Origin of the sequence: Pseudomonas sp. TREG-RG-20F-10-E-6-01, from assembly GCF_022662455.1 — a bacterium.
Taxonomy (GTDB): domain Bacteria; phylum Pseudomonadota; class Gammaproteobacteria; order Pseudomonadales; family Pseudomonadaceae; genus Aquipseudomonas.
Window position 1 is genome coordinate 28,664 of the sequence record NZ_JAKNQP010000014.1, and the last position, 22,596, is coordinate 51,259.

At 61.6% G+C, this 22,596-nt stretch carries 21 protein-coding genes; 8 read left to right on the forward strand and 13 right to left on the reverse strand.

Annotation, left to right across the window (positions count from 1 at the left end):
* Window positions 1-13: 13 nt before the first annotated feature.
* Window positions 14-304, forward strand: coding sequence for a hypothetical protein (locus tag L8K08_RS30380; RefSeq protein WP_347341024.1), 291 nt, complete (start codon window positions 14-16; stop codon window positions 302-304).
* Window positions 305-778: 474 nt separating this feature from the next.
* Here the strand turns inward: L8K08_RS30380 and L8K08_RS26365 are convergent, their stop codons facing one another.
* Together L8K08_RS26365 and hmpA are read right to left on the reverse strand one after the other, a co-directional pair.
* A complete protein-coding gene (locus tag L8K08_RS26365; protein WP_242201080.1) occupies window positions 779-1,285 on the reverse strand; it encodes a disulfide bond formation protein B in 507 nt (168 codons plus the stop codon).
* 220 nt (window positions 1,286-1,505) lie between these two features.
* The gene (hmpA, locus tag L8K08_RS26370; RefSeq protein WP_242201082.1) at window positions 1,506-2,687 is read right to left on the reverse strand and encodes an NO-inducible flavohemoprotein; all 1,182 of its coding nucleotides are present in this window, start codon (window positions 2,685-2,687) and stop codon (window positions 1,506-1,508) included.
* Window positions 2,688-2,834: 147 nt separating this feature from the next.
* On the opposite strand from hmpA, the gene norR reads away from it, so the two are divergent.
* The gene (gene norR / locus L8K08_RS26375) at window positions 2,835-4,382 is read left to right on the forward strand and encodes a nitric oxide reductase transcriptional regulator NorR (RefSeq protein WP_145164277.1); all 1,548 of its coding nucleotides are present in this window, start codon (window positions 2,835-2,837) and stop codon (window positions 4,380-4,382) included.
* A 122-nt stretch (window positions 4,383-4,504) separates the two neighbouring features.
* Here norR and L8K08_RS26380 read toward each other — a convergent pair whose 3' ends face one another.
* The gene (locus L8K08_RS26380; RefSeq protein ID WP_242201089.1) at window positions 4,505-5,416 is read right to left on the reverse strand and encodes a DMT family transporter; all 912 of its coding nucleotides are present in this window, start codon (window positions 5,414-5,416) and stop codon (window positions 4,505-4,507) included.
* Between the two features lie 137 nt (window positions 5,417-5,553).
* On the opposite strand from L8K08_RS26380, the gene L8K08_RS26385 reads away from it, so the two are divergent.
* Window positions 5,554-6,429, forward strand: a complete 876-nt coding sequence (locus L8K08_RS26385; RefSeq protein ID WP_242201092.1) for an AraC family transcriptional regulator — start codon at window positions 5,554-5,556, stop codon at window positions 6,427-6,429.
* A 510-nt stretch (window positions 6,430-6,939) separates the two neighbouring features.
* Here L8K08_RS26385 and L8K08_RS26390 read toward each other — a convergent pair.
* The 8 genes from L8K08_RS26390 to L8K08_RS26425 all read right to left on the reverse strand — a co-directional run bounded on the left by L8K08_RS26390 (window position 6,940) and on the right by L8K08_RS26425 (window position 17,410).
* Window positions 6,940-9,435, reverse strand: coding sequence for a LuxR C-terminal-related transcriptional regulator (locus L8K08_RS26390; protein ID WP_242201095.1), 2,496 nt, complete (start codon window positions 9,433-9,435; stop codon window positions 6,940-6,942).
* 199 nt (window positions 9,436-9,634) lie between these two features.
* Entirely contained in the window at window positions 9,635-10,993 is a 1,359-nt protein-coding gene (locus L8K08_RS26395; protein WP_242201096.1) for a DUF1329 domain-containing protein, read from the reverse strand.
* A 26-nt stretch (window positions 10,994-11,019) separates the two neighbouring features.
* The gene (locus tag L8K08_RS26400) at window positions 11,020-12,810 is read right to left on the reverse strand and encodes a DUF1302 domain-containing protein (protein WP_242201099.1); all 1,791 of its coding nucleotides are present in this window, start codon (window positions 12,808-12,810) and stop codon (window positions 11,020-11,022) included.
* Between the two features lie 483 nt (window positions 12,811-13,293).
* Entirely contained in the window at window positions 13,294-14,205 is a 912-nt protein-coding gene (locus L8K08_RS26405) for an SDR family oxidoreductase (RefSeq protein ID WP_145164293.1), read from the reverse strand.
* 307 nt (window positions 14,206-14,512) lie between these two features.
* Window positions 14,513-15,415, reverse strand: coding sequence for an alpha/beta hydrolase (locus L8K08_RS26410; protein ID WP_145164295.1), 903 nt, complete (start codon window positions 15,413-15,415; stop codon window positions 14,513-14,515).
* Complete coding sequence (locus tag L8K08_RS26415) at window positions 15,415-16,197, reverse strand: class II aldolase/adducin family protein (RefSeq protein ID WP_242201101.1); 783 nt, start codon at window positions 16,195-16,197, stop codon at window positions 15,415-15,417. The genes L8K08_RS26410 and L8K08_RS26415 overlap by 1 nt, the downstream gene beginning before the upstream one ends.
* 150 nt (window positions 16,198-16,347) lie before the next feature.
* Window positions 16,348-17,034 (reverse strand): LrgB family protein, encoded by a 687-nt coding sequence (locus tag L8K08_RS26420; RefSeq protein ID WP_145164299.1) that lies wholly within the window; start codon window positions 17,032-17,034, stop codon window positions 16,348-16,350.
* Window positions 17,024-17,410 carry a CidA/LrgA family protein gene (locus tag L8K08_RS26425; protein WP_119736732.1) on the reverse strand — a complete coding sequence of 129 codons (387 nt, stop codon included), beginning with the start codon at window positions 17,408-17,410 and terminating at the stop codon, window positions 17,024-17,026. The genes L8K08_RS26420 and L8K08_RS26425 overlap by 11 nt, the downstream gene beginning before the upstream one ends.
* A 97-nt stretch (window positions 17,411-17,507) precedes the next feature.
* Here L8K08_RS26425 and L8K08_RS26430 point away from each other — a divergent pair, with 97 nt between their 5' ends.
* Window positions 17,508-18,404 (forward strand): LysR family transcriptional regulator, encoded by an 897-nt coding sequence (locus L8K08_RS26430; protein ID WP_242201103.1) that lies wholly within the window; start codon window positions 17,508-17,510, stop codon window positions 18,402-18,404.
* On the opposite strand, the gene L8K08_RS26435 is transcribed toward L8K08_RS26430, so the two are convergent.
* Complete coding sequence (locus L8K08_RS26435; protein ID WP_242201105.1) at window positions 18,385-18,840, reverse strand: flavodoxin; 456 nt, start codon at window positions 18,838-18,840, stop codon at window positions 18,385-18,387. The two genes, L8K08_RS26430 and L8K08_RS26435, sit on opposite strands and share 20 nt — an antisense overlap.
* A 129-nt stretch (window positions 18,841-18,969) precedes the next feature.
* Here L8K08_RS26435 and L8K08_RS26440 point away from each other — a divergent pair, with 129 nt between their 5' ends.
* Window positions 18,970-19,437 (forward strand): PAS domain-containing protein, encoded by a 468-nt coding sequence (locus tag L8K08_RS26440; protein WP_242201107.1) that lies wholly within the window; start codon window positions 18,970-18,972, stop codon window positions 19,435-19,437.
* 58 nt (window positions 19,438-19,495) lie between these two features.
* Entirely contained in the window at window positions 19,496-20,101 is a 606-nt protein-coding gene (locus tag L8K08_RS26445) for a hypothetical protein (protein ID WP_145164307.1), read from the forward strand.
* Window positions 20,102-20,103: 2 nt separating this feature from the next.
* Here L8K08_RS26445 and L8K08_RS26450 read toward each other — a convergent pair whose 3' ends face one another.
* Window positions 20,104-21,054, reverse strand: a complete 951-nt coding sequence (locus tag L8K08_RS26450; RefSeq protein WP_242201109.1) for a MerR family transcriptional regulator — start codon at window positions 21,052-21,054, stop codon at window positions 20,104-20,106.
* A 212-nt stretch (window positions 21,055-21,266) separates the two neighbouring features.
* Here L8K08_RS26450 and L8K08_RS26455 point away from each other — a divergent pair, with 212 nt between their 5' ends.
* Both L8K08_RS26455 and folM read left to right on the forward strand, forming a co-directional pair.
* Window positions 21,267-21,827: an antibiotic biosynthesis monooxygenase gene (locus L8K08_RS26455; protein ID WP_242201111.1), complete on the forward strand. Its 561-nt coding sequence runs from the start codon at window positions 21,267-21,269 to the stop codon at window positions 21,825-21,827.
* Window positions 21,828-21,884: 57 nt separating this feature from the next.
* The gene (gene folM, locus L8K08_RS26460; protein ID WP_145164312.1) at window positions 21,885-22,595 is read left to right on the forward strand and encodes a dihydromonapterin reductase; all 711 of its coding nucleotides are present in this window, start codon (window positions 21,885-21,887) and stop codon (window positions 22,593-22,595) included.
* Window position 22,596 lies beyond the last annotated feature (1 nt).

Below are 22,596 nucleotides of genomic sequence, written 5' to 3' on the forward strand. Positions count from 1 at the left end.
AGCAGCTTGCGCAATGCAGTTGGGTTTTGATCGCCAACACTTCACCCTGCCAAGGGTTGGCATTTCTCTTCGATTGAATAAGAGCCTGCCCGGCGCGCCATACATGGACGTTTCACGGACCTGCGGTGAGTTCTTATTCGATTTCGTGGCTAAAGGCCTTGTTACAGACCAATTCCATTTGGTGCGGATAGTTGAAAGGCTGCCGGAACCTGGGGTCGCACAGAGCCATCCATCTGCCCCTCGACCGCTCCAATGCTCAAATATTGAACAGCACCGGACATTCAGTGCGGGCGATTGTAGTTAGCTAGCGATGTATAAACCATGTCTTATAAAGAAATAATTTTTATCGATTCCAGCAACAATCCTTCACCAATCTTGCAAAGGTTCGGGATCTTATCGTGTTCGATTCTCAACAAAAACCACAAAAATTGCCGTGTTATTGCGTGAGGGCGCCCTTCCCTTACACCTTGTAAGGGCATGCAAAACGTATCCAAGTCCCCATAAAACAAGGCATTCGGACATCACCGAATGATGCGAACCGTGCGACGTTCGCGGCACCGCTCAATCGACGAACTGACAGCACATCTTGGCCGTTTTATGCAAATTTATGGGCCGGCGCGGCGCGTCAGAAACGTCCTGCGACAGCGTCCGTGTGACAACATGTCGCACGCTGCGCGCACCTCAAGTTGCCCTTCGTCACGTCCCTTTCACAAAACCCTACATACAAAAACGCCCCGTCCTTCGATTAAGCAAGAACAGGGCGTTTCAGTGGGCCGGGTCAGGCCATGCGTTGGCGATTGCGATAGATGCCCAGCGGAACCAGGATCACCGTCAGCACAAACGCTACCAGCGCCCACTGTGCCAGGGACAGGCCAAGGATCGGCGGGTATGGCGTGCTGCAAAAGCCATCAACCTGGAAGCCCAGGGGAAAGACTTTGGCCAGCGGCAAGTCATCGACAATCGGCTGCAGGACATCGATGCCACAGCTGACCGTAGGGAAAAACTGCGTGTACACGTGATGGCCGGCCGCAGCCACGCCGCCCAAGGCGCTGAGGACCACCAGCCCTTCAAAGAAGGTGACCGCGCCTTTGCGGCGCATGGCGGCACCGAGGAACGCGAACACCGCGATCAACAGCAAGGCGTAGCGCTGCAGGATGCACAGCGGGCATGGCGCCTCGCCCAGTACCACCTGCATGTACAACGCACCGCCAATCAGCGCCAGGCAGATGATGCCCAGCAACACCAGAAAGCGCCGCTCCCTGCCTAAACGCAATTCGTCACTCATCCCCGTTTCCCTTTGCCTGATTATGGTTGTGCCTGATGGCCGCAAGTTTACACACAGGGGATGGTTAAAACAGAGAGGGGTTAACGGCGGATTAATCGGGAGGAATGTTGCGGCCGTGCGGACGCCATCGCGGGCAAGCCCGGCTCCCACAGTGGATTGCCTTTCCATGTGGGAGCCGGGCTTGCCCGCGATGGTGCCGCTTCGGTGCGCCGGTTAAACCTTATTCCAGGGCCGCGGCCGGGCCGAAGAATTCATAGCGTGCCTGTTTGTCCGGCACACCGAGGGCTTTGAGGTGGCGCTTGATCGCTGCCATGAAGCCTTTAGGGCCGAGGAAATAGGCGTCAAGGTCACGCTGCTCGGGCAACCACGCCGCCAGTTGCGCCTGGTTCAGCATCCCGACTTTGTCGGCCGCCGGGCTCACGCCATCGTCTTCTGCGTAGCAATAGAAGCGTTTGAGTTGCGGGTGCTTGGCCGCCAGGGCGTCGACCCAGTCACGGAATGCATGCACCCCGCCGTTACGCGCGCAGTGGATAAAGTGCACCGGGCGCTCGGTGGCCAGGGCTGCCTCAAGCATCGGCAGCGTCGGTGTGATGCCCACCCCGCCGCTGATCAGCACCAGTGGCTTGTCGCTGGCGACCAGGGTGAATTCGCCCGATGGCGGAAACAGGTCGAGGGTCGCGCCGATGTGCATCTGGTCATGCAGGTAGTTGGAGACCCGCCCACCGGCCTCGCGCTTGACGCTGATACGGTACAAACCCGCATCGCTCAGGGCCGACAAGGAATAATTGCGACGCACTTCTTCGCCATCGATCATCAGCTTCATGCCAATGTACTGGCCCGGCGCGGCCGCCAGGATCGGGCCGTTATCCACCGGGGCAAAATAGAACGAAATGATCTCGTTGCTCTCCTCCACGCGCTTGACCAACTGGAACGGCCGCGCACCGCGCCAGCCGCCCGGGGCCTGGGCCTTTTCGTCGTAGATGGCGGCTTCGGCGCCAATCAGGATATCGGCCAGTTGGCCATAGGCGGCGCCCCAGGCGCTCAGCACCTCGGGCGTGGCAATCTCGCTGCCCAGCACCTCGGAAATGGCCCGCAGCAGGCACGTCCCCACAATCGGGTAGTGCTCCGGCAGGATTTGCAGGGCCACGTGCTTGTTAATGATCTTCGCGACCAGATCGCCTAACTGGTCCAACTGGTCGATATGCCGCGCGTACATCAGCACGCCATTGGCCAAGGCGCGGGGCTGGTCGCCATTTACCTGATTGGCCTGGTTGAACAGCGGGCGAACGTCCGGGTACTCGCTGAGCATCATGCGGTAGAAGTGCGTGATCAGCGCTTCGCCGCCGCTTTCCAGCAGGGGCACAGTGGATTTGACGATGGCACGGTCTTGGGCACTAAGCATGGCAGACTCCTGGGTCTTTTAACTGATTACCCTTATGTACTCAGTATTCGTGCCAACTTATAAACCGTTATTTTTCAATGAGTTAAATATAGTGTAGTCAATATGACTTCCTACGCTTTATAGTCATAAGGACTACAAGGAGTCATTATGACTGCACAATCGCTGCTCACCACCCTGCTGCCTCTGGTTGCCGACTTGTCGCGCGACCTGCCTGAAGGCGAGCGCTACCGACGCCTGTTGCAGGCCATGCGCGCGCTGCTGCCGTGCGATGCCGCCGCGCTGTTGCGCCTGGACGGTGAATGGCTGGTGCCGTTGGCGGTGGACGGTTTGAGCGCCGACACCCTCGGCCGACGCTTCAAGGTCAGCGAGCACCCACGCTTTGCGGTGCTGCTGAGCAGCCCCGGCCCTACCCGCTTTGACGCCGACAGCGAACTGCCGGACCCCTACGATGGTTTGGTCGATGGCCTGCACGGCCACCTGCAAGTGCACGACTGCATGGGCTGCCCGCTGTTTATCGACGACAAACCCTGGGGCCTGCTGACCCTTGATGCGCTGGATACCGAGCGCTTCGAACGTGTCGAACTCGACGCCCTGCAAGCCTTCGCCAGCCTGGCAGCGGCCACCGTCAACGTCGCCGAACGTATCGAGCGCTTGGCCTTGCGCGCCGACGATGAGCACCAGCGCGCCGAGATCTACCGCCAGGCCAGCGGCCAGCAGCACAAGGAAATGATTGGCCAGAGCAAGGCCCACAAGCACCTGGTCGAGGAAATCAAGCTGGTGGGCGGCAGCGACCTGACCGTGTTGATTACCGGCGAAACCGGCGTCGGCAAAGAACTGGTCGCCCAGGCCCTCCACGCCGCGTCGCCGCGTGCAGACAAACCCCTGATCAGCCTTAACTGCGCCGCACTCCCGGAAACCCTGGTGGAAAGCGAGCTGTTCGGCCATGTGCGCGGCGCCTTTACCGGTGCGCTGAACGAGCGCCGCGGCAAATTCGAATTGGCCAATGGCGGCACGCTGTTTCTGGATGAAGTGGGCGAGTTGTCGCTGACCGTGCAGGCCAAGCTGTTGCGCGTGCTGCAAAGCGGCCAACTGCAGCGCCTGGGCTCGGACAAGGAGCATCAAGTGGACGTGCGCCTGATCGCCGCCACCAACCGCGACCTGGCCGAAGAGGTGCGCAACGGCCGCTACCGTGCCGACTTTTATCACCGCCTGAGCGTGTACCCGCTGCAAGTACCGGCGCTGCGTGAACGCGGCCGTGACGTGTTATTGCTGGCGGGCTTTTTCCTTGAGCAGAACCGTTCACGCATGGGCCTGGGCAGCCTGCGCCTGACCAGCGACGCGCAGGCGGCGCTGCTGGCGTACAACTGGCCGGGCAATGTGCGGGAGCTGGAACATTTGATCGGACGCAGCGCGCTAAAAGCCCTGGGAAACTGTCGCGAACGTCCGAAGATCCTGAGCCTGAGTGCCCAAGACCTGGACCTGCCCGACGTCAGCGCGCCGCCGGCAATCGAAGCACCGGCCGATGTGGCCCCGGTTGTCACCGGCGACCTGCGCCAGGCCACCGAGCACTACCAGCGCCAAGTCATCAGCGCCTGCCTGGAGCGCCACCAGCACAACTGGGCCAGCGCCGCCCGCGAACTGGGCCTCGACCGCGCCAACCTCGGCCGCATGGCCAAACGTCTGGGTCTCAAATAGAACGATCACTCAGCCTGAATGTAGGAACAACCCTCTCCAATGGGGGAGCTGGCTTGCCTGCGATAGCGGTGTACCTGCCGGCTCATCCACTTACCGCCATCGCCGGCAAGCCAGCGCCCACATCAGATTTGCTTTGCCTTGAGCATCGGGTTCACAGGCTGGCTCGGTTTAACCTTACGAAACACCAACACATTCCCCAGCATCACCAGCACCAGCCCCATCAACGCCGGCGCCGTCCACTGATACCCCTCGGCAAACGCCGACACATTCAGCGCCACCACCGGAAACAGCACTGTGCAATACGCCGCGCGCTCCGGGCCCATACGGCCCACCAACGTGAGGTAGGCGGTAAAACCAATCACCGACCCCGGAATCACCAGGTACCACAGCGCGCCGACATAACGCGCGCTCCAATCCATGTCGAACGGTATCCCGCGCACCGCGCAATAGGTCGCCAGCATCACCGAACCGTAGGCCATGCCCCAGGCATTGGTGGTCAACGGCTTGAGCCCGGCCTTCTGCTGCAGGCTCGACAGCAGGTTGCCGGCCGAAAAACACATCGTCCCCAACAGCGCCAAGCCCAAGCCCAGCAACGTCTGCGGGCTGGCGGTGTGCCCGACCAGCTCTGGCCAGAACAGAAAACCCAGGCCGATTAATCCAAGCGCGCCGCCCATCAACACGTTGCGCGCCACTCGCTGACCGAAAAACACCCGCGCATTGAGGGCATTCCACAGCGTGGCCGTGGAAAACACCACCGCCACCAGGCCGCTGGGAATCCATTGGCTGGCCGTCAGAAAGCACATGAAGTTGACGCAAAACAGGCACACGCCCTGAGCGAGGCAAATCAAGTGCCCGCGCCGGTTCATCACCTGCAACTTGCGGCTGAGCAGCAACAGCGCAAACAGCACCAGCGCGGCCAGGCCAAAGCGATAGACAATCGACACGGGAATCGCCACGACGCCCAATTGCCACTTGAGGGCGATCCAGGTGGTGCCCCAGATCAGCACGGTAAGTAAGTACAGGAAAAGGTTCATAGCGGGCTCCGTCGATTGAGCCACAGTGTTGCCCGCAGACCGGCTCGCGCTCTTGCACATTCTTGCGCTTTTGTCGGGCGGCAGGATCACAGCGCCCGCGCTGCGGAGTAGGATGCAAGGCGTCGGAGAGAACAACCATGCCAGAGCTGGAATCCCTGCAAGTCTTTCAAGCCCTTAACCGCTCGCCCAACGCACGCCTCGAAGCCTGCGCCGAGCTCGGTGACGGCTTGTCTGCGGCGTTGTGGAGCAACCATCACGATGCTCAGGACTACCAGGCGCCCACCCACCACACCTTGTCCTGCTACATCGGCGGCGGCACCGGCACTTTTCGCCGTGATCAGCCCGGCACCAAAGGTGGCCCCGACAAACTCTGCATCCTGCCGGCCGAGCATCAGTCAGCCTGGGTGATCAATGGTGAAATTCGCCTGGCCCATGTGTACTTCAGCCCGGAGCAATTTGCCCTCGGCTGCGTCACCCTGCTGGACCGCGAACCGCGCGAATTGCAATTGCGCGAAAGCACCTTTCTGGAAGACGCCAGCCAGGCCCGGCGCTTTCACCAGTTGATCGCCCTCAACTGGCACGAGCCCGCCGAGCGCCTGCTGACCAGCAGCCTGGCCCATGAAATGCTCAGCCACACCTTGCTCAGCCAGGTTGGCGCGCGCGACGGTCTGCGTTTGAAAGGCGGATTGGCCGCGCATCAGCGCCGGCTGTTGGTGGACTACATCGACCATCACCTCGAAGACCCGATCAGCCTGGGGCAATTGGCCGGGATGTGCGCGCTGTCCGAATACCATTTCGCGCGGATGTTCCGCCAAAGCTTCGGCCTGCCGCCCCATCAATACCTGTTGGCGCGACGCTTGGCCCGCGCGCAAAGCCTGCTGCGCGCCGGAACACTACCCTTGGGCGACATCGCCTGGATGTGCGGCTTCTCCAGCGCCAGCCACTTCACCCATCGCTTTCGCCAAGCCATGGGCGCCACACCCAGCGAATACCGCCAAGCCTTCCACGCCTAAACACAACCCTCCAGCCGCCCCGCTCCCGTGGCGAGCGGGCTTGCCCCGCGTTGGGCTGCGCAGCAGCCCTAAAACAGCCACCGCGCTCCATCAGAAAAATCTCAATGCCATTACAGGGCCGCTGCGCAGCCCAACGCGGGACAAGCCCGCTCGCCACAAAAACATGAGACGCCACACCCAGCGAATACCGCCAAGCCCTCCACGCCTAAACACAAACCCTCCAGCACACCCACTCCCGTGGCGAGCGGGCTTGCCCCGCGTTGGGCTGCGCAGCAGCCCTAAAACAGCCACCGCCCTCCACCAGGAAAATCTCAATGCCCTTACAGGGCCGCTGCGCAGCCCAACGCGGGACAAGCCCGCTCGCCACAAAAACATGAGACGCCACACCCAGCGAATACCGCCAAGCCCTCCACGCCTAAACACAACCCCACCAGCCGCACCACTCCCGTGGCGAGCGGGCTTGCCACGAAAGCGTGAGACGTCATTCCAACGCTATGTAGACCCCGCTGCCTACGCCATCAACCCCAATGTCTTGGCTTTCGCCACCGCCTGGGTGCGCCGCTCCACGCCGAGCTTGCTGTGGATGCGCCGCGCGTGAGTCTTGACGGTGTGCAACGAGATAAACAGCCGGTCGGCGATTTCCAGGTTGGAGTTGCCCAGTGCGATCAATTGCAGCACTTGCAGCTCGCGCTGGCTCAGAGGGTTTTCCGCCACGCCGCTGGGCGCCGCCTGCGCCTCCAGGCCCAGTTCACTCAATAGCCCTGGCGAGCGCAACCGCAGTTCGCGAATCGCCTGCTGCACCTGGCAGCGCCCGGCCAGCGCCAGCCCTGCCTCCAGGGCCCGACGAGCCAACAGCGGATCGCCGAGCTGCCAGGCCACCTCGCCCAGCACCAGTTGCAACTCGGTCTCCAGGCACAGCATGCCGCGCTGCCGAGTGGTGTCGAGCAAATCATTGAGCCGTGCAATCGGCTGCTCGGCACAGCCCAGCTTCACTTCGGCCAGCACCAGCAAGTACTCCAGGCGCGGGATCAGTTCCAGCGTGGCCGGCGGCGCCTGCTTGGCACCGGGCCCGCGAAAGTGGCGCAGCACCCGGCGCACCGCTTCCAGCGTCAATTCGGCGCGGCCCTGCTGCAACCAGAAATGCCCGCTGACCAACAGCAGCACCGCGCGATACACCGTGTCCGGTACCTGGCGTTGCTGCATCAAGCGCTCGGCTTCACGCAGCTGGATGAACGCCTGGGCGTAATCGCCTCGGTTCGCTGCCAGCAGCGCCAGGCCGAGAAACCCGTACAGCACGCGTTTGTCCTGGCTGTGCAGGCACATTTCCAACCCGGCCTCAAAGCACTCGGTGGCCAGCGCATCCTGCCCTTGACGCAACGCAAGATGCCCGCGCCGCAAAGCAATCCGCCCCACCAGCGGGCCGGCCTTGAGCCGCTGCCCCATCAGCATCGCCTGCACCTGCTCCAACAGGCTTTGTGCCCGATAGGGCGCGCCGCGTTGTTCCAGCAGTTGCGCGTGATCCAGCTCCAGCAATGCCTCCAGCACCAACGAACCCTGTGCACGCGCCAGGCACAGGGCTTCGCGGTTCAAGGCCTGGCCCACGTCCAGTTCACCGCGCAGCAGGGCTTGCTGGGTCAGGCCCGAAAGGCACATCAGGCGCGAGGTCCAGGCACTGTCGGGCAAGGCTTGCAGCGCTTCGAGAAAATGCTCGCGGGAGCGCTGGGCATCGCCGCTCAAGTGCAACAGCCAGCCCCATTGCGCCTGCCAGCGGGCCAACAGATAACGCTGTTGCGCCGCCGTCGGTTGCGGGGCGAACCGCGCCAATTGATCGATACACAAGGCTGCCTGGTCGAAGCGTCCGGCAAACAGCAACGCCGCCGTGACCAGCCCCACCAGTTGCGCCGAGCCAAGCATCAATTCATCGCCATGCTGCTCATGCAGACGCAACAGCAGCACGGCGTTGTGCTGACGGAACAAGTCTTCAAAACTGAAGTGCTGCAACAGACTTACCGCCACCTCGTAGGCTTCGGCCAGCAGCGCCTGTTCAAAGGCGGCCTGCCAGTCCTGCTGCGCGGTGAACCATTGGCAGGCGCGACGATGCCAGGAGCGCTTGGCCGGCCAGGGCTCATCGCGGATCAGTTGCGCCAGTGGCTCAAAAATTTGCAGCCAATCGGTGGTGTCCTCCCACGGCTGGATAAATGCGCCCAGCGCTTGCAGGTCGCGCAGGTAGTGATCGCCGTCACCAAAGCCGAACAGGTGCTCACACAGGCCCGGGTTGAAGCGCGGCATATGCGCCAACACGCGCCAGGTCTCCGCCAGCTCGGCGGGCAAGGTGCCGAAGAGTTCGTGTTGCAGGTAGTCGAGCAAGGTTTTGTCCGGGTGCCCGTCACCGAGCAAGGCGATGCGCACGCCGGCGCACCAACCGCCGCTGAACTGCATCACGCTGTCGACGGTGTGCGTGGGCCCGAGCAGTTGCTGGATTTCCGCCGGGTTGAACATCAACTCACTGCATTCCAGCAACTCATCGTCGAGCAGCAGACGCGGCCAGTTGCACAGCGGGCGCCGCCGGGCGCCCAGCCACCAAGTCAGCGCCGGGCTGGCGGCGCTCAGCAAACGGTCGAGCAAGGCGTCCAGTTCGGGGGCCGGCAGGCGGCAGAAATCGTCGAGAAATATCCACGCCGGGCTGTGCCAGCGGCTGAGGTCGAGCAACAAGGTGGCTTCGTCGACAAACGACAAACCGAGGTGTAGCGCCAACCGCGCGCAAAAATCATCGGGGCTGAGCACGGCGCCATTGAGCGCCAGCCAATACACCTGACACTCCGCCGGCGCCTGCAACGCACACTCGGCGAGCAACGCGCTCTTGCCACTGCCACCGGGCGCGCAGAGCAGCTTCACCCTGACCGACGCCGCCAGCAAAGGCCCGGCCAGGCGCGGGCGCAACAGATGATGAGCGGACAGCCGTGGCATGAATCCAGGACGGTCCAGGCAGCGTGTCATGGCGGTCATTGCTGCATCCTGCTTTTTATTGTTATGCAACCTGGCGCCTACCCTAGTCCTGTGGTCGGCGGTTGTTGAAGAAGTATTCAGCGGGGTGATTGGTAGCCATGCACAAAACCCGGGATTCCACTCCTCCATAAAGTGGAACCCGGTCAATGTGGGAGCTGGCTTGCCGGCTCCCACAGGGTGATCGCATTGCAATTGAAGATCAGCGCACGCCCTCAGACCTCAATGCTGCCGGGGTGTAATCCGCCGCCTTGGCCGCAAAGCCGAACACAAAGCTGCTCTTCTCCTCGTTTTTCATCCCCAGCGCGATGTAGCGCCCGGCGATGATGTCGTACAGCGTTTCCACGGTGTAGGCCGGCACCTGATGGTCGTAGTAGAACTGCGCGTGGCCCTCGGCTACCCGCCACAGTTGGCCACGGCCGTCGTAGTGATCAACCAGCGCGACCTGCCAGCTGTCTTCGTCGATGTACATGTGGCGTTTGGCGTAGATGTGCCGCTCGCTCGGCTTGACGGTGCCGATCACTTCCCACACGCGGTGCAGCTCATAACGGGTCAGGTCCTGGTTGATGTGCCCGGCCTTGATGATGTCGTCGTACTTGAGGGTCGGCGAATCGAGCTTGTAGCTGTTGTAGGGGATGTAGACCTCTTTTTTGCCGACCAGCTTCCAGTCATAGCGATTCGGCGCGCCGGAGAACATGTCGAAGTTATCGGTGGTGCGCAGGCCGTCGGAGGCGGTGCCCGGGCCGTCATAGGAGACTTGCGGCGCGCGGCGCACCCGGCGCTGGCCGGCGTTGTAGATCCAGGCCAGGCGTGGCTCTTTCACCTGATCAAGCGTCTCGTGCACCAACAGCACGTTGCCCGCCAGACGTGCCGGGGCGGTCACCGATTGCTTGAAGAAGCTCAGCACGTTGGCCGCCTTGGCCTGATCGATGTCCGGGATGGCTTGCGGCACCGCCACTTCTTCCTCGAAACGGATCGGCGTGTAGCTGCCGTTCGTTTGCGGGGTGGCCTGGGTGATGATGCGCTTGAGGTTGCCGCCGTGGTAACGGGTGATGTGGTTCCACAACACTTCCACGCCATTCTTCGGAATCGGGAAAGCGTAGTAGCGGTTGCCGGTGAAATTCTCCAGGCCATTGCCGTCGTTGATCGCGTGCACGTTCAATGCGCTGCGCTTGATCGACTCGTAGATCTCCGGTGGCAGTTTGACCGTGCGGTGGGTCGGGTACACCGGGATCTTGTAGGTTTCGGGGTAGCGCTTGAACATCGCCACCTGGCCGTCGGAAAGCTTGTCTTTGTACTTGTCGACCGTGGCGGCGGTGATCACGAACAGCGGTTTTTCATTGGCAAACGGGTCGGCCAGAAACCCCTTGCTGTCCACCGCGCCGGCATTTTTGGGGATGCCGCCGGTCCAGGCCGGGATCGAGCCGTCGGCGTTGCCGGCTTTTTCAGCGCCGACCGGCGTCAGGGTGGTGCCAAGCTTGGCGGCTTCTTCGGGCGACACCGCCGCCATGACGTGGGCGGCCAGCACACTCAGGGCCATCACTGCAAATATCTTACGCATAGGTTCTTGTCCTTCCTTAAACCAGATCAGAAGTTCACGCCGAAGCTGAGGGCGATAAAGTCGCGGTCGGTGAGGGTGTTGTAGTCGCCGCCGAAAAAGTCGGTGTAGCTCAGGCTCGCGGTGTAGGTGTTGCGGTAATCCGCGTCCACACCGACGCTGATCGCTTTGGCGCCTTCGTTGAATATCCCGTTCGGCCCATAGCCGCTGACGTCATGGGACCAGGACAGGTTGGGCTTGAGGTTCACCCCGGCAAACACGTTGTTGTAATCCAGGATTGCGCGGGCGCGATAACCCCAGGAATTGGCGGTGACGAAGCCGTCGGTATCGCCGCCGAAACCATAGGCGCCATACACCGAGTCGCGGCCGTAGCGCAGTTTGGTTTTGGCCTCCAGACCGCCGACGTGCACGTAGGCCGCCTCGCCCACCAACGTCAGGCGTTCGGCGCCCAGTACCTGATCGAAGAACTGGGTCATGGTGCTTTGGATCTGGGTGATTTCCTTGCGGCGGTAGCCTGAGTTATCCGAGCCGAACGAGCTGCGGATCGGCGAGGCGGTCTGGCCGGCAATCGGGTTGACCAGCGCCAGCGTCAGGTCGGTGGTGTTGAGCTGCACCGGCGCATTCGGGCGGTAGCTGATCTCGCCGGTCCACGCCGTGCCGGTGGGCAAGGTGGTGGAGAAACTGGCACCGTACAGGCGAATGTCTTCCGGGTAGTCGAGGTAGTACTGGCCACGACCGAGCATGGTGCTCTGGGCCAGGCCCGAGCCGCTGCCGGGCGCGATGGCGTTGGCGGTGGCCGCGATACGCCCGATGGTGGCCAGGTTGGTGTTGGCGGTAATGGTGCCCACGGTGGGCGTGCGGCTGTGGTAATTCATGAAGTACAGGCCGTACTCGGTGTCATCGCCGAGCCAGCGCAAGGCCGCACCGAACTGCCCGCCATCACGGGCTTCGCGGTCTTTGGCACGCTGCACCACCACGCCTTCGCGGGTGACTTGAAAGCCCTGGCCGAACGCGGCGGCCACCGGTTGCAGCGGCGCAATTGCCGGGCTGCCGACGGTGTAGTTGTTGTTGCAGCCGTGAGCAACCACGTCGTTGCCAAAGAAAGTGCCGCAGTTGTCCACCACGGTGTTTTCCCAGTTCAACTGGTAGAAACCTTCCACCGACATCTGATTGGTGAGGCTCTGGGACGCGAACAGCATGTTCACCGGGATCAGGCCTTCCTTGATTTCGGCACCAGGGCGACGAAAGGCTGACACGTCGATCGGGTTGATGCTGTTGATCGAGTTACCGATGAATGTGCTTTCGCCCCAGCTGACAACTTGCTTGCCGACGCGCACGTTGCCGGGCAGGTCGCCAATCGAATAGTTGTGATAGACGAAGGCATCCAGCAGCTCATAGCCGGACGACCGCGCGCCTTCGTCGCGATGGTTATTGCTGATCTGCTTGAACTCGCGGTCTTCGTCCTGCAGTTCGAAGTCGTACCAGTACTTGCCGCGCACAAACACGCCGCTGTCGCCGTACTTGAGCTCTAGGTCGTGAATGCCTTTGAAAATCTTGGAGAAGGTTTCACCCTTCTTGAAGTTGAGCCGCCCGTCATCCCCGGTGGAGGCCTGCCCCGTGCCGCCATTGGGAATGCCCACCAGCTTTTTGTCGGCATCGCGCATGCCCCAACTGGCGCCGACCGACAGCGAAGAATCGAATTGCCCTTCGATCTCGCCAATGTTGAACGAAACAGCCTGTGCCTGAGCGCAGCAGCCCAGTGCAACCGCCGCGGCGAGCGCCTGTGGCGTGAAGATGGCGCGCATTGTTGTTTTTGTCATGCGTCTTCCCCGGTGAGTGACAGAAGGCCCCACCCTACTGCCGCCCGCGAGGAGCGATAAGCGCACCAAAGGGGTATTCGCAGTGTCGCTCGAAAGGATTAGCAGCCGCTCTGGCCGGGGTTTTGACCGGGCCATGACTGGGGTAGATAGCGCGTTATCAGGGGAATGGATGGCATGCGCAGCGACTGTTGCCAATTTTGTAACAGTCCTTGTCTCGAACCGCTATTACTCAATTTGTTACAACCGACTATTCTTACCTCGCTCTAAGGGCAAACGGCCCGCTCCCAACCTGGGGAGAACAGCTGAATTTCGACGGATTGGCTAATTTATTCAATCTGTTACCCGTGTTAACTGACGTTGATTTGTCGCTCCTTGATCCAACGTCTTACTTCGGCCGCTGCCTTTGCAGCGGCCTTTTTTATGCCTGAACAAAAACGGGGCGCCATCAGCGCCCCGCAGTATTGGATAGTGTTCCAGCAACGATCAGAGGCTGAATTTCTGCAAGTTGGCCATCATCTCCTTCAATGCCTCGATGTTGTCCTTGGGGTGCGCGGCGCCTTCGAAGTCGCAGATCTGCGCCCAATGCGCGGCCACATCATCGGGTGAGAACCCGGCTTCGGGGTCAAACCCCACACCCAGGCTGCGCTCCCAGCGGGTCTTGCCGATCCAGCCGCCGCCCACTTCAAACAGGCCCGAGGTTTCCTGGCACGCCTCGCTGCCCAGGTACACCACCAACGGGCTGACCAGCTCCGGCTTGAGGCGGTCGAACACTTGCGGCGGGATCAGGCCTTCGGTCATGCGCGTGCCGCCGGTGGGGGCGATGGCGTTGACCAGGATATTGTTCTTGCGCCCTTCCAGCGCCAGGGTGCGGGTCAAACCGTACAAGCCCAGCTTGGCCATGCCGTAGTTGGATTGGCCGAAGTTGCCATAGATGCCCGAAGTGGACGCGGTGAAAATCACCCGACCATAGCCTTGCTCACGCAAATGCGGCCAGGCGGCGCGGGTCACTTTGTAGGCACCTTCGACATGCACCCGATACACCAGGTCCCAGTCGCCGTCGTCCATTTTGTGGAACGTCTTGTCGCGCAGGATGCCGGCGTTGTTCACCACCACATCGATGCGGCCGAATGCATCGAGCGCGTGCTGCACGATTTTGTCACCGTCGGTGACGGAGTCATGGTTGGCTTCGGCAATGCCACCTGCTTCGCGGATCTCGGCGACCACGCGATCGGCAGCCGAGGCGTTGGCGCCCTCGCCCTGGGTGGAACCGCCAAGGTCGTTGACCAGCACCTTGGCCCCGTGTCGGGCGAACAGCAGCGCATGCGCCCGGCCCAACCCGCCGCCGGCACCGGTGACGATCACGACCTTATCCTGGAACTGCACTGACTCACTCATACCGAACTCCGCTGGCGACAATGGGAATGGCATGAGTGTCAGGCACACAGCCTCTGGTCACAATAAAGTCGGCCGAGGCTGAATGGTGCTCGATAAGGCAGCGGGATGATTGTGCGGCCCAGGTTTTCGCAGGGCATCGCCTTCTCAGTGGCGAGCGAGCCTGTTGTGGCGAGCGGGCTTGCCCCGCGTTGGGTGGCGAAGCCGCCCCGATAAGGTTACTGCAGAGTGTCTGGTGTATCGCGGTGGCAGGTTTTAGGGCCGCTTCGCGCCCCAACGCGGGGCAAGCCCGCTCGCCACAACAGGTGGCTCAGGAATAGGCCACTCGTGGCGCGGGCTGGCCGAGGCGCTCGCGAAACGCCAGGTAATGCTTGAGCACCAGCACCGGCGCTTCTATCTGCGGGTAGTGGCCGATATTGGCCAGCAACACCGTGTCGGCGTGCGGCACCAACTGGTGATAACGCTCCACCATATGCACACCGGAGATCGGGTCGACTTCGCCGTCGATGACGCGCAACGGCACCTCGCCGCGCTGCAACGCGTCCACCCAGCGCTCCCGCAAGCGGCGGCGCTGGGGAATGTAGGCAATCAGTTTGTGCAGGATGCGCGTGCCGTCATTGCACTTGATCAGGCTCCAGAAATCATCCAGCGCGCTTTCACTGGGCCGCGTATTCGGACCAAAAATCTGACTGAAGCTGTTCGACAAGGCATTGCGCCCGAAGGCTCGGCCGATCATCCAGCCAAGCGGGCTGAGCAGCAGTTTTTGCACCAGCGCCGGGCGATGGGTTTCCGGGAACAGCCCGCCGTTGAGGAATACGCAACTGGCCATCTGAAAACGGCCTTCGTAATGACGGGCGAGTAATTCCTGGGCGACGCTGTCGCCATAGTCATGGGCCAACACATGCACCGGTTGCTCTACGCGCAGGTGGTCAAGCAGCGCCTGCTGCAGATCGGCCTGTTCCAACAGGCAATAGTCGTGATCCACCGGCTTGTCCGAATCGCCGAACCCCAGCATGTCGCAGGCAATCACCAGGTTGCGCTGGGCCAGCGGCTGCCACAGGTAGTGCCAGTCCCAACTCGCCGTGGGGAAGCCGTGAATCAACAGCAGGGGCTCGCCCTGCCCGGCCACCCAGTAACGGATCGTGCGACCACGGAAGACGAATTCCTGGGCGCGTTTGCGCCAGGCTCTGAGCGGGATTTCGGCGAGTGGCATCAGCTTTTATACCCGGGATCTTGCAGGTCCAATTTACGCAGCAGCGCCGGCCAGGCCAGCGCGCCGCCCATGCCCTGGGCGCTCTTGGTGACCGCTGCCACCATGGCCTTGGCCCCGGAAAGAATCTGCGGTTCGATGGCAATCAACTCAGCCGCGCCGTTTTGCGCCAGCACCTGGATATCGCACGCGCGCTGGAAGGTAAACATCATCAGGAAGGTGTCGGCGATGGTACCGCCGCAGGTCAGCAAGCCGTGGTTGTGCAGCATCAGAAAATTGCTTTGGCCCAGGTCCGCCTGCAAGCGCGCCTTTTCCTCATGGTTCAGCGCCACGCCTTCGTAGGCGTGATAGGCCAGGCTTGAGAGCACGAACAACGATTGCTGGCTGATCGGCAACACGCCCTGCTTCTGCGCCGAAACGGCAACACCGGCGGGCGTGTGGGTGTGTATCACGCATGCCACATCGTGGCGCACTTCATGGATGGCGCTGTGGATGGTATAGCCCGCGGGGTTGATCTCGTAGGGGCTGTTCATCAGCTTGTTGCCGGCCTGGTCGACCTTGACCAGGCTCGACGCCGTGATCTCGTGAAACATCAGCCCGTAAGGGTTGATCAGAAAATCATCGGTGCCCGGCACCTTGGCCGAAATATGCGTGAAGATCAGGTCATCCCAGCCATGCAGCGCGACCAGGCGATAACAGGCGGCCAAGTCGACACGGGCTTGCCATTCGGCAGCGCTGACCTGGTCTTTGACATTCTGTGGCGATAGAACGGGGGCTAGGCTCACGGCAACGACCTCCTTGGCGCATTTTCTTATTGTTTTTTTGGGTGGAGGGCCAGTCTAGTCAGACGCCATCGCGCAAGTAGTCGCCTTCGCAGCCAGCTTGATGACCGAACGAGTCAGTAACAAGAATAGTTGAAGTCAGTGGGCGCCGCGTCAGAGAAGCGCCGCCAATAAAGGCACGGCGAACAGGTTGAGCAAGCCCGTCAACACCATCACCAGGCCCGCGACCGAGCCTTCTTCACCGCCCACTTCCCGCGCCCGGCTGACGCCCGCGCCATGGGCGCCCACACCAAACAACGCGCCACGCGCCAGGGGTGTGCGCAACGGTAACCACTTGAGCAGCACGCCGCCGAGCATGGCGCCGAACACGCCGGTGAACATCACAAACACAGCGGTGAGTTCCGGCACACCGCCCAGGTCAGAGGAAACCGGCATGGCAAACGGCGTGGTGATCGAGCGCGGCAACAGCGACATCGTCACCGAGCTGTTCAATGCCAGCGCTTTGGCCAGCCCGAACGAGGTGCCGATAGAGGCCGCACTGCCGGCGACCATACCCAGCAGCAACGCCGACCAATGACGCGCCAGCAAGCGGCGTTGTTGCCAGATCGGCACCGCAAACGCCACGGTGACCGGGCCCAGCACCAGCATCAGCCAATGGGTGTCGGCGGCATATTCGGCGTAGGCGGTGTGCATCGGCGCGGCCACCGCCAGCAGCAGCGCCGGCACGAGGATCAGGGGCGACAGCACGTAGCGCCCGGTGCGGCGATAGATCCAGCGGCTGAAGATATAGGCGCCCAAGGTCAGGGCGAGCCAGAACACTGGCATCAACTCAAGCTTCACGGCGCATGCTCCAGCGGCAGACCATCTCTACGGTAAACGCCGTCACCAGCATCACCGACAGTGTGCTGAAGCCGATCACCAGCAGGATGCGCCAGCCGTCGTTGCGCACCAGGCCGCCGTAATCAAGCAGGCTCATCAGCGCGGGGATAAAAAACAGCAGCATCTCTGCCATCAACACCCCGGCGCCCAGTTGCAGCGCGGCCGGCTTGACCAGGCCGGTGGCAAATGTCGCCAGCAACAGGCCCAAGCCCACTACGCCACCCGGTATCGGCCACGCCAACCACACGGCAAGCTGGGTGCCCAGAAAATAGATAGCCAGCAGCACCACCAGCTCAATCAGCAGGCGGGCGATATGTTTGAAGCTGAAACGGTTCATAAGCGTTGATCCTCGCAGGCGCTCAGTTTAAAGACGCCCCTCCCATCCCCACAGCGAATTGTTAGACTGCCAACTATTCCAAACTGGAATCAGGCCCATGGAATTCAAACAGCTGCGCAGTTTTGTCGAAGTGATCCACCGGGGCGGCTTTACCCAGGCCGGTAAAACCTTGCACATCAGCCAATCGGCCGTGAGCAAGCAGGTGGCCCAGTTGGAGCAGAGCCTCGGTACGCCGTTGCTGGAACGCACGGGCTCGCACATTCGCCTGACGGCCGCCGGCGAGGTAGTGTTGCAGCGCGCCGAAGCCATGTTGCGCCTGCAAACAGAGCTGCTCAGCGAGCTGGATGATATGCAGCAACTGGCCCGTGGCGAGCTGCGCCTGGGCTTGCCGTTGTTGGCGGGCGACACTCTGTTTGCCGGGCTGTTTGCCGAATACCGCAGGCGTTACCCCAAGGTCACCATCCAATTGCTCGAAGGCGGCACCCGCACGATCGAGCAGGCGATTCTCAGTGGGGAGCTGGACGTGGGTGGCACGCTGATGCCCAGTGATCCGGCCTTTGCCTGGCAACCCTTTTGCGACGAGCCGCTGGATGCCTTGCTGCCGATGGATCATCCACTGGCTGACAATGCCCAGGTGCGCCTGGAGGAACTGGCGGACACGCCCTTCCTGATGTACCAACGCAGTTTTGTGCTCAATGACCGACTGATGCAGGCCTGTCAGCAATTGGGCTTTACGCCGAAGGAGATCGGCCGCAGCGGCCAGGCGGATTTTCTCGTCGCTCTGGTCGCGGCCGGTCAGGGCGTGGTGCTGTTGCCCAGCGTGGTCGCCCGTGGGTTGGTGCGACCGGGCGTGGTGCGCCTGACACTCAAGGCGCCGGACTTTTTACGCTGGGACATTGCCTTTATCTGGCGTGAGGGCGCTTATTTGTCCAAAGCCGCCCAGGCCTGGTTGGCGCTGCTGCGCGAATTCCCGGTCAACCGCGCAGTGCAGTGACCAGCTCGGCCAGCCACGGTTCGGCATCGGCTTCCGGAGTGACGCTTTCGCTGGCGTCCAGGCGCAGCATCGACAGCACTTCGCGCACGCCCAACTCGCCGAACAACTCGCGCATTTGCTCGCCGCCGCCGCAGAAGGTGTCGCCGTAGCTGGCATCACCCAACCCGATGACGGCACCGGGCAGCCCGCGCCAGGCGGCGGGGAGTTGGTCGCGAATGCTCGAATACAGGGGTTGCAGGTTGTCAGGCAACTCGCCCATGCCGGTGGTGGACGTCACCGCCAGAAAAGCGTCGGGAGCAAAGGCCTGCACATCGGCCAAGGTGGCGCGCGGGTTGTGCCAGGCTTCAAAACCGGCCGCGTCGAGGATGCCGGCGGCGTGGCGGGCGACTTCTTCAGCGGTGCCGTAGACCGAGCCGGAAAGGATGGCGACTTTCATCAATCTGATCCTGTAGTTGAGCCAAAGCGTGGGATGTTAGCAGCTGGCGCAAATATTTCGGCGCATGCCGCGCAACATTCAGGGCATGCCATACACTGCAATCTCTAAAAACAAGCCATGGACCGCTCTATGATTAACGCCAAACTGATGCAACTGGTCATCAACGCCTCCAACGACGGCATCGTCGTCGCCGAACGCGAAGGCAAAGACAAGCCGCTGATCTACGTTAACCCGGCCTTCGAGCGCATGACCGGCTATGCACTGGACGACATCCTGTATCAGGATTGCCGCTTCCTGCAGGCGGGCGACCGCGACCAGCCAGCCTTGATGGCGATTCGTGAAGCCCTCGACAACGGCGGTTCGTGCCGGGAGATCCTGCGCAATTACCGCAAGGACGGCACTGCGTTCTGGAACGAGCTATCGCTGTCGACGGTTTACAACGAAGCCGACAAGCAGACCTATTTTGTGGGCGTGCAAAAAGACGTCACCGCGCAGGTCAAAGCACAACTACGCGCGGCCCAGCTGGAAGCACAGGTGGCCGAGCTCAAAGGCGAGTTGGCGGCGCTCAAAGCGACGAGCGGAATTAACAAAGTGTAAAAAATACGGTCTTTAGAGCGATAATGGCTTTTTAATGTCTCATCGTTGAGCTACATCAATGCACCGCGACGCGCTACTGACGCAGGACGAACTGGATTTTATCCAGGACATGCAACACAACCCGCAGCTCAACCTGCGGGATGCGTGGTCGAGCCTGACGGTCAACGGCGGTGCACAGATTCGGGATTTGCTCACGCGCTTGGCCGCTCACGACCATGTCACTATCCAGGCGCAGTTCGATAACCAGCAACTCACGTTCCCGCTGCACTTGGTCGAAGACGAGTTTCACGCAGTGCATCTGCGCCTGGGTGTGCCGAGCATTTTTGAAGACGGCCCGATGATCCGGCCGTGGCGCCTGGCCCTCGAAACCCCGGTGGCACTGGAAAACGTCAAGGGCAACCCTGCCGCGTTATGGGTTCACGAGGTGTCATTCAAAGGCGTGCTGGTTGAGATTCGTGGCCGGGTCAAACCGCCGAAAACCTTTTCCCTGTGGTTCAGCCCTTCCGGCTACGAACGCATTGCCTTGCGCGGCACGCTGGAGCGGGAAACGGCACGCGGCTTATTCGCCTACCGCTTGAGCCAAAGTGATGCCGATGAGATCGAGCGGCTGCGCCAGTTCATCCTGCACCAGCACCGCCTGGTTCATCCGCACGTACACGCCTGAGCTCAGGTATCCAGCTGCCCACTCAGAAACTGCTGCAAGCGGCGCTGCATCACCAGCCCATCGCTGCCCAGGCAACCGACCGAGGAACCTGCCAGGTCTTTTTCAGCGAAGTCAGATGCGGCGCCCGCCAGAAACAGTGGGCAATCGAGCGTCATCGCCAAGCGACTCAGGCGCTCGGCCAGCTCATGGTTGTGTGAATGGTTAGAGAAGATGACGAGCGCCTGGGGCCGGATTTTTTCACAGACCAATGTCAGTTCGTCCAGGGGCTGGCCCACTTCCAGCACCTTCATGGGCAGATCCTGCCGACCGACCAATAGCGCCGCCACCAGCAATTCCAACTTACGGCATTCGCCGGGCAACGCCGCCAGCAAGACCCGGGACCCGGGCGAGCCGCTGCCCAGTTGCAAGCGCAGCCAGGCTTGCTCACGCAGGAAAGCATCAAAAAATAACCACTCGCTGGCTTGGCCGAAACGGCCTTGATGCCGCAGCAAGTCGTACCAAAGGGGCATGAGGATGTCTTGAAACGCCACACTCAGCGCACAGGTCGCTGACAACTGACCGTACACGTGTTCAAGGGCGCGATCATCGAAGGCACTGATGGCCTGTCTCAACCGCGCTTGCCATTGCGTGTCCTCGACCGAGTCTCGCTCGGCGCGAACCACATCGGCTTGCTGATCATCGCGTGCGAGGATTTTGCCGACCTTGCTTACCGCAACACCGCGCTCAATCCAATCGAGGATCCTGTTGACGGTCTCAATATCGGTCCTGGAGTAGAGGCGATGCCCACTTTCGGTGCGCGCGGGCTGAATCAGACCATACCGTCGCTCCCAGGCTCGCAAGGTGACCGGATTGACACCTGTCAATCTCGAGACTTCACGAATCGGAAAAAGCTCGCTGGAATCGGCAAGGCTGCCATGGGCGATTTCGTGAACAGGAGCAGTAATTTCAGGCATCGGGGATCAAAAACATCCGTGTAGATTTGGATCCCATTTAACGCCTTTCTACTTGTCCTTTTCAAGGCCCGCCCCCTTCTGACCAATGTCACTGGCGTAATTTTGCAAAACAGGAATAATCCTTGCCTGTTTTTCAGGTGATGGCCTACCCGGCCGCCACCTTCGTGCGCCGCCTACCCGGCTCAGCGCACCTGATTATTTGGAGATACACGATGTCTACCTCCCCTGTCACCCTGATGGTTGCGCGCCGCGTGGCCAAAGGGCGCTATGAAGAGTTGATGGCCTGGCTGCGCGAAGGCGAGCAATTGGCCACTGACTTCCCCGGTTACCTGGGATCCGGTGTACTGGCACCGCCGCCCAATGACGACGAATTTCAAATCATCTTCCGCTTTGCCGACGAAAAAACCCTGCATGCCTGGGAGTTTTCCGCCTCGCGCAGTGCCTGGTTGAGCCGTGGCAGCGAGCTGTTCGCCGACCCGTCCGAGCATCGCGTCAGTGGCATCGATGGCTGGTTCGGCGCCGTGGGCGCACGGCCGCCGCGCTGGAAACAGGCTGTGGCGATCTGGCTGGCGTTTTTCCCGGTGTCGCTGCTGTTCAACTTCGTCCTTGGGCCGCTGCTCAACGAATTGGACCTGGCCCCACGCATACTGGTCAGCACCCTGGCCCTCACGCCCTTGATGGTTTTCTGGTTCATTCCGCTGTCGACGCACCTGCTGGCGAACTGGCTGCACCCCACACCGCCGCCGCGCAAGGTCGCCGAAGCTGCCGCTTGAGTACAGGGGCGGCCGGTCGCTGGTATAGTTTCAACCTGCCAGCGACTTGAGCCACCCATGACTGCAACGAACGCCCCGATCCTGATCACCGGTGCCGGCCAGCGTGTCGGCCTGCATTGCGCCGAGCGCCTGCTGGACGAGGGCCAGCCGGTTATTTTCAGCTACCGCAGCGAGCGTCCAGGCGTTGAGGCCTTGCGCGAGCGTGGCGCGATCGGCGTGTTTGCCGACTTCTCCAGTGAAGCCGGGATTCTGGCCTTCATCGCCCAACTGCAAACCCACACCAACAGCCTGCGCGCGATCATCCATAACGCTTCGGCGTGGGTCGCGGAAACGCCCGGCGACGAAAGCCGCGCATTTACCGACATGTTCAGCGTGCACATGCTTGCGCCGTACCTGATCAACCTGCATTGTTCACCCTTGCTGCAACGCTCTTCACCTGCCGATATTGTGCATATCAGCGACGACGTGGTGCGCAAAGGCAGCCGTCAGCATATTGCCTATTGCGCCACCAAGGCCGGGCTCGACAGCCTCACGTTGTCGTTTGCTGCGCAGTTCGCGCCGTTGATCAAGGTCAATGGCATTGCGCCGGCGATGGTGATGTTCAACGAGGGCGACGACGCGGCCTACCGCGCCAAGGTCCTGGCCAAATCGGCACTGGGCATCGAGCCCGGGCCCGAGGTGATCTACCAGAGCGTGCGTTACCTGCTGGACAACCCTTATGTCACCGGTACCACCCTGACCGTCAACGGCGGGCGGCATATCAAGTAAG